This window comes from Gilliamella sp. wkB308, assembly GCF_001690185.1.
In the GTDB taxonomy this organism is placed as follows: Bacteria; Pseudomonadota; Gammaproteobacteria; order Enterobacterales; family Orbaceae; genus Gilliamella; species Gilliamella apicola_I.
The window spans coordinates 53,675-66,978 of record NZ_LZGN01000018.1 but is presented as its reverse complement, the minus strand read 5'-3'; the positions used below and the strand labels follow the sequence as shown (position 1 = coordinate 66,978).

Below are 13,304 nucleotides of genomic sequence, written 5' to 3'. Positions count from 1 at the left end.
TATCATGAACAATAAAAATTCAACACAACATGCTTTTTTAACTTTGAAACAGTTAGCACAAAAATCGATTGATGATAGTTTGATTCGATTAAAAAAAGCAAACGAAAGTCATCAACAAGCACAATCACAACTTAAGGTACTTAATGATTATTACGCTGAATATCAACAGCAATTAAATAGCGCTTTATCTAATGGTATTAAAGGATGCGAATTAACTAATTTTACCGCATTTATAGCCAATATTGAGCAAGGTATCGAACAACAAAAAAAATTGCTTCTCACATTAGCGATTAAACAACAACAGATAACCAACGAACTTAATCAATCCAATAAAAGTTTGAATACCTACACCACGTTATTAGAAAAACAGCACAAAAAGCAATTACAACTTCAAAATCGATTACAGCAAAAAATGACGGATGAATTTGCCCAGCAACAGTTATCAAGGAGAGTATTACATGAATATTAATTTAAATTGTGATATGCAATTAATATCAACGAATCTATCTAAACAACTTGATGAGGAAGCTAATGTGAATGATGCGAATCTTTTTCAGCAGTTATTGGCTGACAATGAAAAGCCGTTATCGCATCCAGAACAGCCAAATAACCTAAATCAGAATGAGTACGAGGGGTGTGAATTTGATGATCAAAACAATAAATTTGATGGGTTAATTCTCCCTGTTTTCCCATATGATACCAGTATGATTCAATCGGAAATGCGTGACAAATTACAGGCAAGTCAACTTTCATATCATCTTAATAGTGCGATCACTAACCCATTAAATGATGCAATCAACAGGTTAAATTTTCTTGCATCAGATATCACTGATGACGAGCAACGATTACTAGTCAATAGCATTGATGAACATGAAGCAATGATCGATGAACTTTCATTGCAAAACAATATGGCTATAAAGTCAAATAACCAATATCGTTTTAGTGCGAACTTAAATAACACTGAAACAGCAACTTTAAAAAAGAGTTCAAATCGTCAATTATCAGCTGTCACAAATAATCATTTTCCGTTGAATAATGCTAGACCAGAATTACCAAACCAACAACGTCATGTTTCGATACAGCAGTTCACCAACGATATTACTCTTAATCAAGATACAGCAATAACCACATCATCGTATGGACAAGATCCAACAGGGTTAACGTTGACTCCCTCAAAAATCACCACGTCGATAAACTTGCCTGTCGCAGTCACAAATCAACAATGGCCGTCATCACTTACTGAGCAGATCATCATGTTTAACCGGCAAGGGATTCAAACGGCGAATATTAAACTTAATCCTCAAGAGCTAGGTTCATTACATATAAAATTGGATATGTTGGAAGATAAAATGAATTTGCATATGATGGCTGCGCATACGGTAGTCAAAAGCGTATTAGAATCTGCCTTACCGTATCTGAAAAGTTCGCTTGAAGAACAAGGTATTACACTAGAGCAAGCCAATATTAGTGACTTTTCGATGATGAATGATGCTGATCAGTCGGCACAGCATCAACAAACAAAGAATCGTCAACTCCCAATAATCGAACATTCAAACGTTATTGAGGAAATTCATCAATCTAGTCAGGTTAGTCACCATTTGGCAAAATCAGGGTTAAGTATATTTGCGTAAAGCTGAATATGGCATTGCGTTTATTTTTTTAAATGATGAGAAAATAAAAAGGCTGAATAGGTGATATTTTTATCGCCTATTCTTCAAATCAATTCTGTCGGTTTGATCTATTATTCTTGTATTTTTAACCATTCAATTGGTTATTATTTTTTCAAAATTTCAACTGAGATAAGAATAAACATGCCAACTTCCAAGAAAAAAGTGAGTATTTTGAACTTAATACTTATTATCATTACAATGTTAGCATTAGCAACAACTGCCTATTTATGGTTCCAAAATCAGTCTAAAAATACAATTAAAGCTAAAGAAGAGCCACCAGTTTTATCACCAGTATTTTTAACACTAAAACCGTTTACACTTTCATTACCAACTTCAGAAGACAGTGCTGAAATTAATAAAATTCTTTATGTTGGTATGGTATTACGTGTGGCGGATGAAGAACAAAAATCTGTACTATTAGAGTATTTACCGGAAGTCAGAAGCGATGTATTGCTGTTAACCTCTAAACAATACGTTAATAACTTAAAGCAAGAGACAGGCAAGATCGATTTACAAGAACAAATAAAAGTCGCTCTATCCAGACAATACGACCCCAAACATTCAGTGAAGGTTGATGAAGTATTGTTTACTGATTTTATCATACGGTGATTATCATGCCGGATAAGCAAGCGCCTACGCCCGATATGAAAGAGTCTTCTGATAGCTTACCGCCGTCCGAAGACAAACTAATGACGTCAAATAAGAAAGATCCTGACAATCATATATCATCAAAAAAAATTGAAGTTAAACCTTATGATTTATCTGTCAAACATAGTTTTATTCCTGAACGTTTAACTGCATTAGAAATTGTGAATGAGCGCTTTGCTCGTCAATTTAGAATCGGTTTATTTAACTTATTAAGACGGAATACGGATGTTATTGCTTCACCTATTGAACCTCAAACTTTTAAAGAGTTTTCACAGATTTCAGCGGCTAACCATTTAAATCTTGTCCACCTCAATCCATTGCGAGGTTCAAGCTTATTTGCGTTTTCACCTGAGATTGTTTATACCGTAGTTGATACTTTATTTGGTGGTGATGGGCATGCTTCGCAACTCGATACAGAAGAACGGGAATTTACCCATACCGAACAGCAAATTATTAAACGCGTACTCGAACTAGCATTAACGTTTTATCAAAATGCTTGGACAGATATATATACAATTGAAACTGAATACATTCGTTCAGAAATACAGAGTAAATTTACCAACATCACAAGTTCACCGGATGATGTTGTATTAACATCCAACTTTAAAGTTGAAATTGGCAATTCTAAAACAACATTCAGTATCTGTATTCCTTATTCAATGGTTGAACCCATTAAAGAGTTACTGATAAAACCGCCGATTGAGCAACAAACGCATCAAGATGATAACATTTGGATGAGTTCCTTAACCAGCGGCATCAAACAATCTACCATTGAATTGGTCGCTAACTTTACGACAATTCAAACAACAGTAGACAGGCTACTCGCGCTAAAAGTAGATGATATTTTAGTTATCGAAAAACCAACTCTTCTTGATGTAACTGTTGGTGGCGTACCTATATTAAAAGGTCACTATGGTAAAACCCATAAACAATATGCTATCCAAGTAGAACAAGTAATTAATCCTGTATTAGAACAATTGAATGAAGGGGAATTCAATGACTGATAACAAACAAAATAATGACGAAAACCAAGCGAATGATACGACCAGTGATGAACTCATCGCCAAAGAAGCCATTTTTGAAACACTTTCACCTAATCACACAGAAGATAAAAAACAAGATATTAATCTTATTTTAGATATTCCTGTTCATTTAAGTGTCGAACTTGGTCGAACTAAAATGACAATCAAAGATTTACTCAATCTTACCCAAGGATCAGTGATTGCGCTCGACGGTCTTGCTGGCGAACCTTTAGATATTTTGATCAATGGTTATTTGATTGCACAAGGCGAAATTGTCGTTGTTGGAGATAATTACGGTGTACGTATTACCGATATTATTACACCTTCCGAACGTGTGCGTAGACTGAGCCGTTAATGGCGATAAATCCGAAATATATGACTCAGATCGCAACCTCAAGTAGCCAAAGTATCACGAGCAATACTGTATCGTCATCATCTGAATTAAATCTTTACAGTCAAATGGGTACATCAATTGGCACAGCCCTAATTGGTGTCATTTTTATGATTCTATTGTTAGGTTGGATAGTTAAACGTCTGGGTCATAAGAAGAAACGCAATGCATTTATTCAGGTTAAAGCAATGCATTGCATTAGCCCAAAAGAACGAATCATTTTAGTTGAGGTGGATAAGCAATTATTGGTGGTCGGTATCACTTCGCATCATATGACGTTACTACATACCATTGATGAACAACGTGCCGAGAAATTATTCTCACAATCAACATCTATTGAAAAATCAATGGATAACAACCTGTTTAAGCAAATCTTGCAATCAGCGTTAAAAACGAAAAAGGAGTGATACCTTGTGCGGTTAAAATTTTTTATATTGCTAACGACATTATCAAGCTTATTGTCTTTTAGCCGATTTTGTTTTGCCGATCCTTCATCACTCCCGTTTATGACTGAAACAATACAAAATGGTGAACATAGTTGGTCTTTACCTGTTGAAACATTGGTATTTTTAACGTTACTAACGTTTATACCTGCTATTTTACTTTTGATGACCAGTTTTACCCGAATCATCATTGTATTGGGATTATTACGCAATGCACTTGGCACGCAATCAGCCCCACCCAACCAAGTTATTTTGGGCATTGCACTATTTATGACATTTTTTATTATGTCACCAGTGATTGATAAAATTTATCAAGATGCTTATATTCCTTATTCACAAAATCAAATCACGATGCAAGAAGGCTTAACAACAGCTGCAAAACCATTACGCGAATTTATGCTAAGCCAAACTCGGGAAAATGATTTAGCCTTGTTTATGAATATGTCTCATATCAACGAAGTTGAAACACGTGAACAAGTACCGTTAAACGTGCTAGTTCCAGCTTTTGTCGTCAGTGAATTAAAAACAGCCTTCCAAATTGGTTTTACGATTTTTATTCCCTTTTTAGTCATTGATTTAGTTGTTGCAAGTACGTTAATGGCATTAGGTATGATGATGGTACCGCCTGCAACCGTATCACTACCATTCAAATTAATGTTGTTTGTCTTAGCCGATGGTTGGCATTTGTTACTAGGTTCACTGGCACAGAGCTTTTTTAGTTGAAAACCGTAAATTCAAGATTCTTAAATTAAGGAAAATTATGTCACCTGATTCGATTAGTACACTTGCCATTCAAGCTGTCAAAGTCGCAGCCTCACTTGCTGGTCCCTTACTTTTAGCCGCATTGGTGACAGGATTAATTATTAGTTTATTACAAGCTGCAACTCAAATTAACGAAATGACCTTATCTTTTATTCCTAAAATTTTAGCAGTGATTGTTGTCTTAATTGTTTTAGGTCCGTCAATGCTATCGACAATGACTGACTATATTAAAATTGTTATTACCAACATTCCAAACCTAACCAGCTAAATTTAATGGAATTTGATATTAATTATTTATTTGATATTGATTTCTTTTCTTGGGTCAAAAACTCGTTTTTACCCTTTGTGCGTATTTTAGCATTAATTATGGTTGCCCCGATTACTGGCGAAAAAGAGGTACCTAACCGAGTCAAAATCAGTTTAGCTTTACTCATTGCAATTTTGTTACCATTACCCACAACCAATGAACCTTTAACACTTTATTCGTTAATGGGTATCTGGATGATTGCGCAGCAAGTTATTATCGGCGTGTTAATGGGTCTTGCTATGCAACTTGCCTTTATGACCATGAGAGTAGCTGGTGAATTAATTGGTATGCAAATGGGTCTAGGTATGGCTACTTTTTTTGATCCTATTGGTGGGCCATCAACATCGGTATTGTCGCGTTTCATCAATATCATCGCTTTATTAATTTTTCTTAGTTTAGATTGTCATTTATGGCTATTGTATGGACTAGCCAATAGTTTTGACATCATTCCAATAACAACTTTACCGCTTAAAGCAAATGGCGTTCTTACTTTGATTGATATCAGCCGATTACTATTTATTAATGGGATAATGTTAGCATTACCCTTAATGGCTTTGTTATTAATTATCAATATGGCGTTAGGACTATTAAATAGAATGACGCCTCAACTATCCATTTTTGTTATTGGTTATCCCCTAACCTTATTATTAGGATTAATCATGCTCACATATTTAATGTCGATGTTACCCGCTTTTGCCGAATTTGTGTTTGAACAGATATTTGAATATATATCAACAATACTAATAGCATTAGCCGGTTAAATAGTTTAAGCAAAGTATCCTAAAAGTGGCGATAAAACAGTTATTACATATTGTAATTTATACAGATGAAAGATCGTTCTAAGTAATAAAACTCTCGGAGAGAAACCTTTTGACGATTGGTTAAATAAAAAATATTTATGCGGTAGTTCAACAAATAGAATGGGTATCTTCAGTTAAATTACCGCATGAATTATCATTATTTTTATCTACTTTTAAGCTCTTCTCGAGCCATTTTTTTCATTTTTTGTTCGATTCGTTGACGTTTTAAAGGAGAAAGATAGTCAACAAATAGCTTACCTTTTAAATGATCCATTTCATGTTGAATACAAATCGCAAGAAGCTCATCAGCATCAATTTGGTAAGGGTTTCCATTGCGATCGAGCGCTTTAATCTTAATTTTTTTGGCTCTTGGTACAAATCCTCGACAATCCGGGATGGATAAACAACCCTCTTCTATGCCTGTCTCACCCTCTTGGCTAATCACTTCTGGATTAATGATTACATAAACATTGCTACGATCTTCAGTTACATCAATGACAATAATTTGTTCATGTACATTAACTTGGGTGGCAGCAAGTCCTATACCATTATGCTCATACATGGTTTCAATCATATTATCTATAATGGTTTGTAGTTCGGGTGTAAATGCTGTCACTGGTTTTGCAACTTTGCGTAATCGCTCATCAGGAAAACGTAATACCGGTAAAATAGCCATAATTTCTTCGATCTACTCCTCAATTGTCAGGTTTTTCAGATTTAAATACATTGTAAACATTTATGATGCTGGTGAATAGCATTTGTTAGCTATTGATAAAATATATCTCACCAATTCACGAAACCACACTTATTTAAAATGATAAAACAATGATGAGTAAATATGAGTTTTTATTACGAATTTCAATACTGGGACAAGAAAAACGTGCCATTTTTAAAAAAATGAGTCAGTTGTTTAAAAATGGATTACCAAATACAATTAAAGATATTGTGTTTTTTCTGGATAAACTTGGATTAAATGCAACTCAACAAGAACGTTTTTTGGCTACTTCATACCTTCATTTTGAACCTGTGCTTAATTGGCTCAATAGTGATGGTTTACCTAAAACGCTTATTGCCTATTGTGATCCTGATTATCCACCACTGCTCAAACAAATTAGCGCATCGCCTTTATTGCTTTTTGTTATGGGGAATAAACAGTTACTACAAACACCTCAAATTGCCATGGTCGGTAGCCGTCAATTTAGTGAATATGGTGCACAATGGGGACGCTATTTTGCGGGTGAATTAGCGATTAATGGTTTAACAGTAACTAGCGGTTTAGCATTGGGACTAGATGCAATTTGTCATCGAGGCGCATTAGAAGTATCGGGCGATACTATAGCCGTTTTAGGAAGTGGACTTGCTAAAATAGCTCCGCGATCAAACTTAAAACTTGCCCATGATATTTTGGCGCAAAATGGCGCTTTAGTTTCTGAATTTTTTCCTTTTGAAGTAGCAAGAACTGAATATTTTCCAAGACGAAACAGGATAATAAGCGGATTAAGTCTGGGTACTTTTGTGGTTGAAGCCTCGGAAAAAAGTGGCTCATTGATTACTGCGCGTTATGCCTTAGAACAAAATCGAGATGTATTTGCGTTACCTGGTGAAATTAATAATGAAAACAGTCGTGGAACTCATGCTTTAATTCAGCAAGGAGCCTATTTAGTCACTAAACCAACCGATATTTTAGAACATTATTCTCATTATCTATCAACTATCAAGCCATTAACGTCACAATCTATAAAATCCGATGAAACTATTTTATATCCTGAAATTTTTGCTTTAATTCGTCATCAACCTGTTCCGGTTGATATTATTGCTCAACAGTTAAATTTATCGATTCCTGATTTGGCAACTAAATTGTTAGATATGGAGCTTGCCGGTTTAATAAAGACAGTAACAGGTGGGTATATTCGTAACGTTACGGTTTAATTTAGTTATATTTTACAGCCATACTATTTTTAGCATCAAACATCCGCCGATTAAGATCAGCGGATGAACACATGTTATAAGCTATTCTTCGTCGATTTCTAAGGCAATTTCCGACAAAATAATTCCGGTGTTATCGGCATAAACAAAATCACCCGAAAAGAAGGTCACACCCCCAAAATTGACTCTAATGTCTACTTCGCCAATACCTTGATCTTCTGCACCAACGGGTATCGCCGCTAACGCTTGAATACCAATATCTGCTTCTGCCAGATAATCCACTTGCCGAACAGCGCCATAAACAATGATACCTTCCCACTGATTTTGAACCGCAATATCAATCAGTTCTGCATCAATCAATGCTCGACGAACAGATCCTCCACCATCAATGACTAGAATTTTACCTGCGCCATTAGATTGCAAGATTTCGTATAATAATCCGTTATCTTCAAAACATTTAACTGTTACGGCTTGACCTGAAAATGATGCAACCCCACCAAAATTAGTGAAAATTGGTTCTACTACGTTAACATCTTCCGGATAATAATCACAAAGAATTGAAGTATCAAACTCCATTGCCAAGCCTCCTTTAGCCTTTATATTTTAATTTATCTAGTATAACGCTTACCTAGCGTTACACGATACCGAATTTAAATAAACGTGAGCTAGTTCAAAATAATTCCCAAACAATAAAGTAAATTAGTGAATAATGCAAGTTTGACCATCTGTAATAATAAAGGGATAGCATCCTTAGCTACCTTAAATCGAAAAACAGCATAAATATGGTAAATAAATAGCGGTAGCGTTATCAAAAATAACCATCGCCAAGTGGTATGTAACTGATGACTGGCAAAGAGTGCCAATAAAATAAATGCAGTCACAATTAGAAATAAATGATAAAAGCGAGCTTTGGTTTGTCCCATTAAGACCACTAACGTACGCTTATGGCAATTTCGATCGCTATCAATATCACGTAAATTGTTAATATTGAGTACGGCCACTGACAACAATCCACAACCTAAAGCAGGTAGAATAATTAAATTTGATAATGATTTTGTTTGCAGGTAGTAACTTCCTATTACACCAACTAACCCAAAAAATATTAAAACGGATAAATCGCCAAAGCCACTATAGCCATAAGGCTTATTGCCAATAGTATAAGTAATAGCAGCAATAATAGATAGTAAGCCTAATAATATAAAACTCAATAATTCATATCGGTTGTTGCAAGCAACGTGTAATAGACATAGCCCAGATAAAATACAAAAAATTATATTGATAATTAACGCTATTTTTAACTGTTTTAATGTGATTAACCCCAATTGAATACCACGAGTATGAGCGGTTATATTACATTTATCACTTCCTTTAACTGCATCACCGTAATCATTAGCTAAATTTGACAGAATTTGTAACAACGAGGCAGTAGTAATCGATAATAACATGATCCGATAATCAAATTGTTGTTGCCAATAAGCAAGCGCATTACCGACTAATATCGCGCATAAAGAAAGGGGTAACGTTTTTAAGCGTAGGCTTATAATCCAAGGATAATATTTCATTCACTACAACACAAGATATCTTTCTAAAACATTAGCAAAATATCATAACAGGAAAAACGAATAATTCGACTTTGATAATGCAAATCTTTTTTAGTGATGCATTACGCAGCTTAACATTCGTTAATTGTCATCATTTTTAAGACAATTAACGAATAATTTGAGGATTGAATATTAATTCAAATAAATAAAAATAAAATTAACGTTAAGATTTCAGACTAATTTTTCTATTTCTGAAAAATTTGCGAATTCGACCTTCTCTTAATGCTGCAACAAGAATACCCATTACACTGTATATCGCACCTAATAAGAGTATCATCAATATATTGTGCCAATTATCTGTTAGCCCAAGTCCCATTTGATTCACACCTGCAATCATGTTAGTCGCCCATGTTGACGGCAATAAATATGAGACAAATTGAACCCAATGCGGCATGGCATCAATTGGCCAAATGGTGCCGGATAGATAAAAAACAGGTGTCGTCAAAAATGCTAATGTCAGATAGATCATTTCAGTTTTGCGTAAACACTCAGTCAATAATTTACTCAAACCCAATGCACCGAGTAATAATGGAAATGTCATGATTAAAATTTCAGTAAGGCTAGCTAACTGACGATAACCCAGTACCCAAGGCCATAATCCAAAAAGCACAATGGATAAAAAAAGCCAGATTGGTAATAAACCAAATAAGCTACCAAATATTACAATTTTAGGCGGTTTACCTTGTGGCAAGGAGTTTAACGTAATGTTAGTGCGTGTGGCAGCGATTAAAAATGAGTGTTGCAATAACATCACTAATAAGCCAGGAAAAGTGATGGCTGCAAAGCTTATGCCAGCATTGTATAGCGGTTCTGTTTGACCTTTAATTGGCGATAGTATGATGTCGATCTGTTTATCGGCAAATCCAGCATTACGCATAATCCGTGTATTATATTGGGTTAATATTTGCTGATAGATTCCTCGAATATCCACCTGTATCAAACCATTAGCTAAACGGCTTGAAGCATCACCATAGGCGGGTATTGTGACTTCTTCACCATTTAAGATCTTTTTTTCAAAATTTCTTGGAATAGTAAATACCGCAAACAGTTTACGATTATTTATATCATCATACGCTTGTAATGAATTTTCATAAGTAATAGCTTCAATCTTAGAACTGGTGTTTAAAGAACGTATTAAGCTTCGACTAGTCGCAGTATGATCTTGATCAACAATTGCTACCGGTAAATTTGTAATAGTGCCATTAATATAAACTAAGCTCATCAAAGAAACCGATAAAAGTAATAATAGCCACATCGGTCGCATTAACATGTAGAAGAATATTTTTATAAACGAAGACCAAAATATTTTAATCATCTTACTTATCCTCTTACTGTGAATGCAAACGTTTAACTAAACGTTTTCTAACTAACACGGTAATAATTATTGGATAGATCATTAAAATACCGCAGGTTTTTAATACTGAAAGATAACTTGAATGCCGTAAAAAAAGGTCAAATAACTTATTTAGAGCATACGTTAATGGCTCAAGGGATGATATAAATCTGGCTATCCATGGCATAGAAAGTTCGGGTACAACAATACCAGAGTAAGTTAATGCCAATCCGACTAGCACACCTATATAGGTATACGCATCAATAGCCGTTTTCGTAAAGGTATACAGCAAAATACCAATACTTTGTGCCGCTATGACATAAAAAAACACCACCGTCATCATCGCAAATGGAGATCCTGATACTCTGGCATGTGAAAACAGAACTAACATCGCAATTTCGAAAATGAGTAACATGGTATACCAAATGGTATATGGCGCTAATTTTCCAAGCACAAAGGGATAATTAGGGCGGGTTCGCTTAGGTAATTGCGACAGAATATAGATTGTTGTAGTAACAACAAATAATTGTAATAAATGCACAACCGCCGAAAACTGTTGGAAGTACATGGAATTACCACTAGCATTAAATAGCCCATCATAATTGAAATTCACTTTGGCAAGTGGGGGAACAGGTAGCCCAACACTGGTCGCTAACGTTGTTCGATATTCAGTATTTAACGCCGCAATTAACCCCGAATAATCCATAATAGAGTATAACCCTGCACTGTAATATAACGCATTATAATAAAGCATCGGGGTAGGTTGACGACCAGATAAAACATCCGCTTCAAAATTGGGTGGAATATACAATATGGCATAAATTTTTGCTTCTTGTAAATCCCGTTCAGCCTCGGAAAGTTGGCTATCGTAATTAATCAGGTTGGCATGCGCACCCGCATTAAGATTACGCACAATTTCACGTGATAAAACACTTTTATCCTGATCGATATAGCCAACGGGTAAATCGAACAAAACACCGCGATAAAAAATACTACTGATTAAGACAAAAATAATCAGTGGTAAGATCCACATTAACCAATGAAAAGTGAACCGCTTGAATATTTGCGGCACTTCATCATTAAATGCATCTTTAAAACGTGTCCAAAAGTCCAACATTAATTGTCCAATTTCCATAAAGTACTCATACCCGCACGTAAACCTTCTACATGATGAATTGGATATAATCTGACTTCAAACGTTTTCAAATCAAAATCACCGGTTGCACGAGTTGCACGCTTGGTTGCATAGTCTCCCATTGGGGCTATATAACGAACTTCTGCTTCGATTTCTTTATTTCCTAATGCAGGCACTTCTAATTTAATACGATCCCCTTTGTGAACATTGGGCATAATATTTTCTCGAAGATTAAACACAAAGTAAGCATCCGGTAAGCGAATCACCGTTAATAACGGACTATTCGCATTAAATAGTTCTCCTACTTCAGCCGGTATTGAGCCAATTTCACCGCCAACAGGGGCTTTAACTTGAAGATCATCATATTGAATTTGTAATTGCTTGAGTTGCTCTTCTGCTTCTTTTAATTTTGCTGCATAAATTTCACGCTGTTCTATACGATCGCCATTTTTAGCTTGATCTAAATTAGCTTGTGCAGATTGTACTTGTTGAAAAGCAGCATCACGTGTTTTTAATGCATTATCCAATATTGACTGTGATACAAACCCTTTGGCAGATATTGCTTTATTACGGTCATACTCTTTTGATGCATTATCATAAGCGACTTTTGCTTGTTCAAGTAATGCTTCATAATAACGAATGCTTTCTTCACGAGTACCATGTTCAGAAAGTGCCACTTGAGCTTTAGCTTGATCTCGTGCGGCTTCAGCCGCTTTCACTTGCGCTAATAATTCAGGACTATCAAGCGTAATTAGAATATCATTAGGCTTTACATCATCACCCCGATTAACGTGAATAAGCTGAACACGCCCTTTGGCTTTTGAAGCCACACTGACATTCGGTGCATCAACCTCACCTTGAAGGATTAACTGACTATTGTGTGAGCGTATTAGGATCGTCATTGAAATTAAAATAACGATTAACGCAATACTAATAAATATTTTTTTATTCATATAATTTTTTTAAAGTGTGATGTTAAATGGAAAAGATATCAAGATGTTTAGATAAATATTAATAGGATAACATACGTAAAAACATATTTACTCATTATACGAAAGGTGCTTTATTTGTACAAGTTTACCTTCACTTTATTCCAAATAAAGGCATTAATTGTCTTCTATTCAATAAATATTAAACATTTTATTTTTAATAAAATAAATTATTTTCAATTATTGTAAATCAATATATTAATAGATTTTATTTATAATTGATATTAGTCAAAAGAATATAGATAAAAACCTACTTATTTAGTATGATATTTTAAAT

General features: G+C 34.8%; 16 protein-coding genes. 10 read left to right on the top strand and 6 right to left on the bottom strand.

Annotation, left to right across the window (positions count from 1 at the left end):
* Positions 1 to 4: 4 nt before the first annotated feature.
* The 9 genes from fliJ to fliR all read left to right on the top strand — a co-directional run bounded on the left by fliJ (position 5) and on the right by fliR (position 6,004).
* Entirely contained in the window at positions 5 to 469 is a 465-nt protein-coding gene (fliJ, locus tag A9G10_RS02560; protein ID WP_065558113.1) for a flagellar export protein FliJ, read from the top strand.
* The gene (locus tag A9G10_RS02555; protein WP_065558112.1) at positions 459 to 1,631 is read left to right on the top strand and encodes a flagellar hook-length control protein FliK; all 1,173 of its coding nucleotides are present in this window, start codon (positions 459 to 461) and stop codon (positions 1,629 to 1,631) included. The genes fliJ and A9G10_RS02555 overlap by 11 nt, the downstream gene beginning before the upstream one ends.
* Positions 1,632 to 1,811: 180 nt before the next feature.
* The gene (locus A9G10_RS02550) at positions 1,812 to 2,279 is read left to right on the top strand and encodes a flagellar basal body-associated FliL family protein (RefSeq protein ID WP_065558137.1); all 468 of its coding nucleotides are present in this window, start codon (positions 1,812 to 1,814) and stop codon (positions 2,277 to 2,279) included.
* Positions 2,280 to 2,284: 5 nt separating this feature from the next.
* A complete protein-coding gene (gene fliM / locus A9G10_RS02545) occupies positions 2,285 to 3,322 on the top strand; it encodes a flagellar motor switch protein FliM (RefSeq protein ID WP_065558111.1) in 1,038 nt (345 codons plus the stop codon).
* Positions 3,300 to 3,695, top strand: a complete 396-nt coding sequence (fliN, locus tag A9G10_RS02540; protein ID WP_442903215.1) for a flagellar motor switch protein FliN — start codon at positions 3,300 to 3,302, stop codon at positions 3,693 to 3,695. The genes fliM and fliN overlap by 23 nt, the downstream gene beginning before the upstream one ends.
* Positions 3,696 to 3,715: 20 nt before the next feature.
* A complete protein-coding gene (gene fliO / locus A9G10_RS02535) occupies positions 3,716 to 4,138 on the top strand; it encodes a flagellar biosynthetic protein FliO (protein WP_179855800.1) in 423 nt (140 codons plus the stop codon).
* A 6-nt stretch (positions 4,139 to 4,144) separates the two neighbouring features.
* The gene (gene fliP, locus A9G10_RS02530; RefSeq protein WP_065558108.1) at positions 4,145 to 4,897 is read left to right on the top strand and encodes a flagellar type III secretion system pore protein FliP; all 753 of its coding nucleotides are present in this window, start codon (positions 4,145 to 4,147) and stop codon (positions 4,895 to 4,897) included.
* Between the two features lie 37 nt (positions 4,898 to 4,934).
* Entirely contained in the window at positions 4,935 to 5,204 is a 270-nt protein-coding gene (fliQ, locus tag A9G10_RS02525) for a flagellar biosynthesis protein FliQ (protein ID WP_065558107.1), read from the top strand.
* A gap of 5 nt (positions 5,205 to 5,209) precedes the next feature.
* Positions 5,210 to 6,004 (top strand): flagellar biosynthetic protein FliR, encoded by a 795-nt coding sequence (gene fliR, locus A9G10_RS02520; RefSeq protein ID WP_065558106.1) that lies wholly within the window; start codon positions 5,210 to 5,212, stop codon positions 6,002 to 6,004.
* A 202-nt stretch (positions 6,005 to 6,206) separates the two neighbouring features.
* Here fliR and def read toward each other — a convergent pair whose 3' ends face one another.
* Positions 6,207 to 6,719 (bottom strand): peptide deformylase, encoded by a 513-nt coding sequence (gene def, locus A9G10_RS02515; protein ID WP_065558105.1) that lies wholly within the window; start codon positions 6,717 to 6,719, stop codon positions 6,207 to 6,209.
* 149 nt (positions 6,720 to 6,868) lie between these two features.
* Here def and dprA point away from each other — a divergent pair, with 149 nt between their 5' ends.
* Complete coding sequence (dprA, locus tag A9G10_RS02510; protein WP_081298973.1) at positions 6,869 to 7,972, top strand: DNA-processing protein DprA; 1,104 nt, start codon at positions 6,869 to 6,871, stop codon at positions 7,970 to 7,972.
* A gap of 81 nt (positions 7,973 to 8,053) precedes the next feature.
* Here the strand turns inward: dprA and rraA are convergent, their stop codons facing one another.
* From rraA to A9G10_RS02485, 5 genes are all read right to left on the bottom strand, one after another.
* Positions 8,054 to 8,545 carry a ribonuclease E activity regulator RraA gene (rraA, locus tag A9G10_RS02505; protein WP_065558104.1) on the bottom strand — a complete coding sequence of 164 codons (492 nt, stop codon included), beginning with the start codon at positions 8,543 to 8,545 and terminating at the stop codon, positions 8,054 to 8,056.
* Between the two features lie 89 nt (positions 8,546 to 8,634).
* Positions 8,635 to 9,531 (bottom strand): 1,4-dihydroxy-2-naphthoate polyprenyltransferase, encoded by an 897-nt coding sequence (locus tag A9G10_RS02500; protein WP_065558103.1) that lies wholly within the window; start codon positions 9,529 to 9,531, stop codon positions 8,635 to 8,637.
* 202 nt (positions 9,532 to 9,733) lie between these two features.
* Positions 9,734 to 10,882 carry an ABC transporter permease gene (locus A9G10_RS02495; RefSeq protein ID WP_065558135.1) on the bottom strand — a complete coding sequence of 383 codons (1,149 nt, stop codon included), beginning with the start codon at positions 10,880 to 10,882 and terminating at the stop codon, positions 9,734 to 9,736.
* A gap of 16 nt (positions 10,883 to 10,898) precedes the next feature.
* Positions 10,899 to 12,038: an ABC transporter permease gene (locus A9G10_RS02490; RefSeq protein WP_065558102.1), complete on the bottom strand. Its 1,140-nt coding sequence runs from the start codon at positions 12,036 to 12,038 to the stop codon at positions 10,899 to 10,901.
* A complete protein-coding gene (locus tag A9G10_RS02485; RefSeq protein WP_065558101.1) occupies positions 12,020 to 12,991 on the bottom strand; it encodes an HlyD family secretion protein in 972 nt (323 codons plus the stop codon). Before A9G10_RS02485 ends, A9G10_RS02490 begins: the two co-directional genes overlap by 19 nt.
* Positions 12,992 to 13,304: the final 313 nt, after the last annotated feature.

Excerpts from the sequence above, each read along its gene's own strand:
- A9G10_RS02550 (WP_065558137.1), top strand. The coding sequence starts at position 1,812 with ATGCCAACTTCCAAGAAAAAAGTGAGTATTTTGAACTTAATACTTATT.
- dprA (WP_081298973.1), top strand. The coding sequence starts at position 6,869 with ATGATGAGTAAATATGAGTTTTTATTACGAATTTCAATACTGGGACAA.
- fliR (WP_065558106.1), top strand. The coding sequence starts at position 5,210 with ATGGAATTTGATATTAATTATTTATTTGATATTGATTTCTTTTCTTGG.
- fliO (WP_179855800.1), top strand. The coding sequence starts at position 3,716 with ATGACTCAGATCGCAACCTCAAGTAGCCAAAGTATCACGAGCAATACT.
- A9G10_RS02490 (WP_065558102.1), bottom strand. The coding sequence starts at position 12,038 with ATGGAAATTGGACAATTAATGTTGGACTTTTGGACACGTTTTAAAGAT.
- fliQ (WP_065558107.1), top strand. The coding sequence starts at position 4,935 with ATGTCACCTGATTCGATTAGTACACTTGCCATTCAAGCTGTCAAAGTC.
- A9G10_RS02555 (WP_065558112.1), top strand. The coding sequence starts at position 459 with ATGAATATTAATTTAAATTGTGATATGCAATTAATATCAACGAATCTA.
- A9G10_RS02485 (WP_065558101.1), bottom strand. The coding sequence starts at position 12,991 with ATGAATAAAAAAATATTTATTAGTATTGCGTTAATCGTTATTTTAATT.
- fliM (WP_065558111.1), top strand. The coding sequence starts at position 2,285 with ATGCCGGATAAGCAAGCGCCTACGCCCGATATGAAAGAGTCTTCTGAT.
- fliN (WP_442903215.1), top strand. The coding sequence starts at position 3,300 with ATGAAGGGGAATTCAATGACTGATAACAAACAAAATAATGACGAAAAC.
- fliJ (WP_065558113.1), top strand. The coding sequence starts at position 5 with ATGAACAATAAAAATTCAACACAACATGCTTTTTTAACTTTGAAACAG.
- rraA (WP_065558104.1), bottom strand. The coding sequence starts at position 8,545 with ATGGAGTTTGATACTTCAATTCTTTGTGATTATTATCCGGAAGATGTT.
- A9G10_RS02500 (WP_065558103.1), bottom strand. The coding sequence starts at position 9,531 with ATGAAATATTATCCTTGGATTATAAGCCTACGCTTAAAAACGTTACCC.
- def (WP_065558105.1), bottom strand. The coding sequence starts at position 6,719 with ATGGCTATTTTACCGGTATTACGTTTTCCTGATGAGCGATTACGCAAA.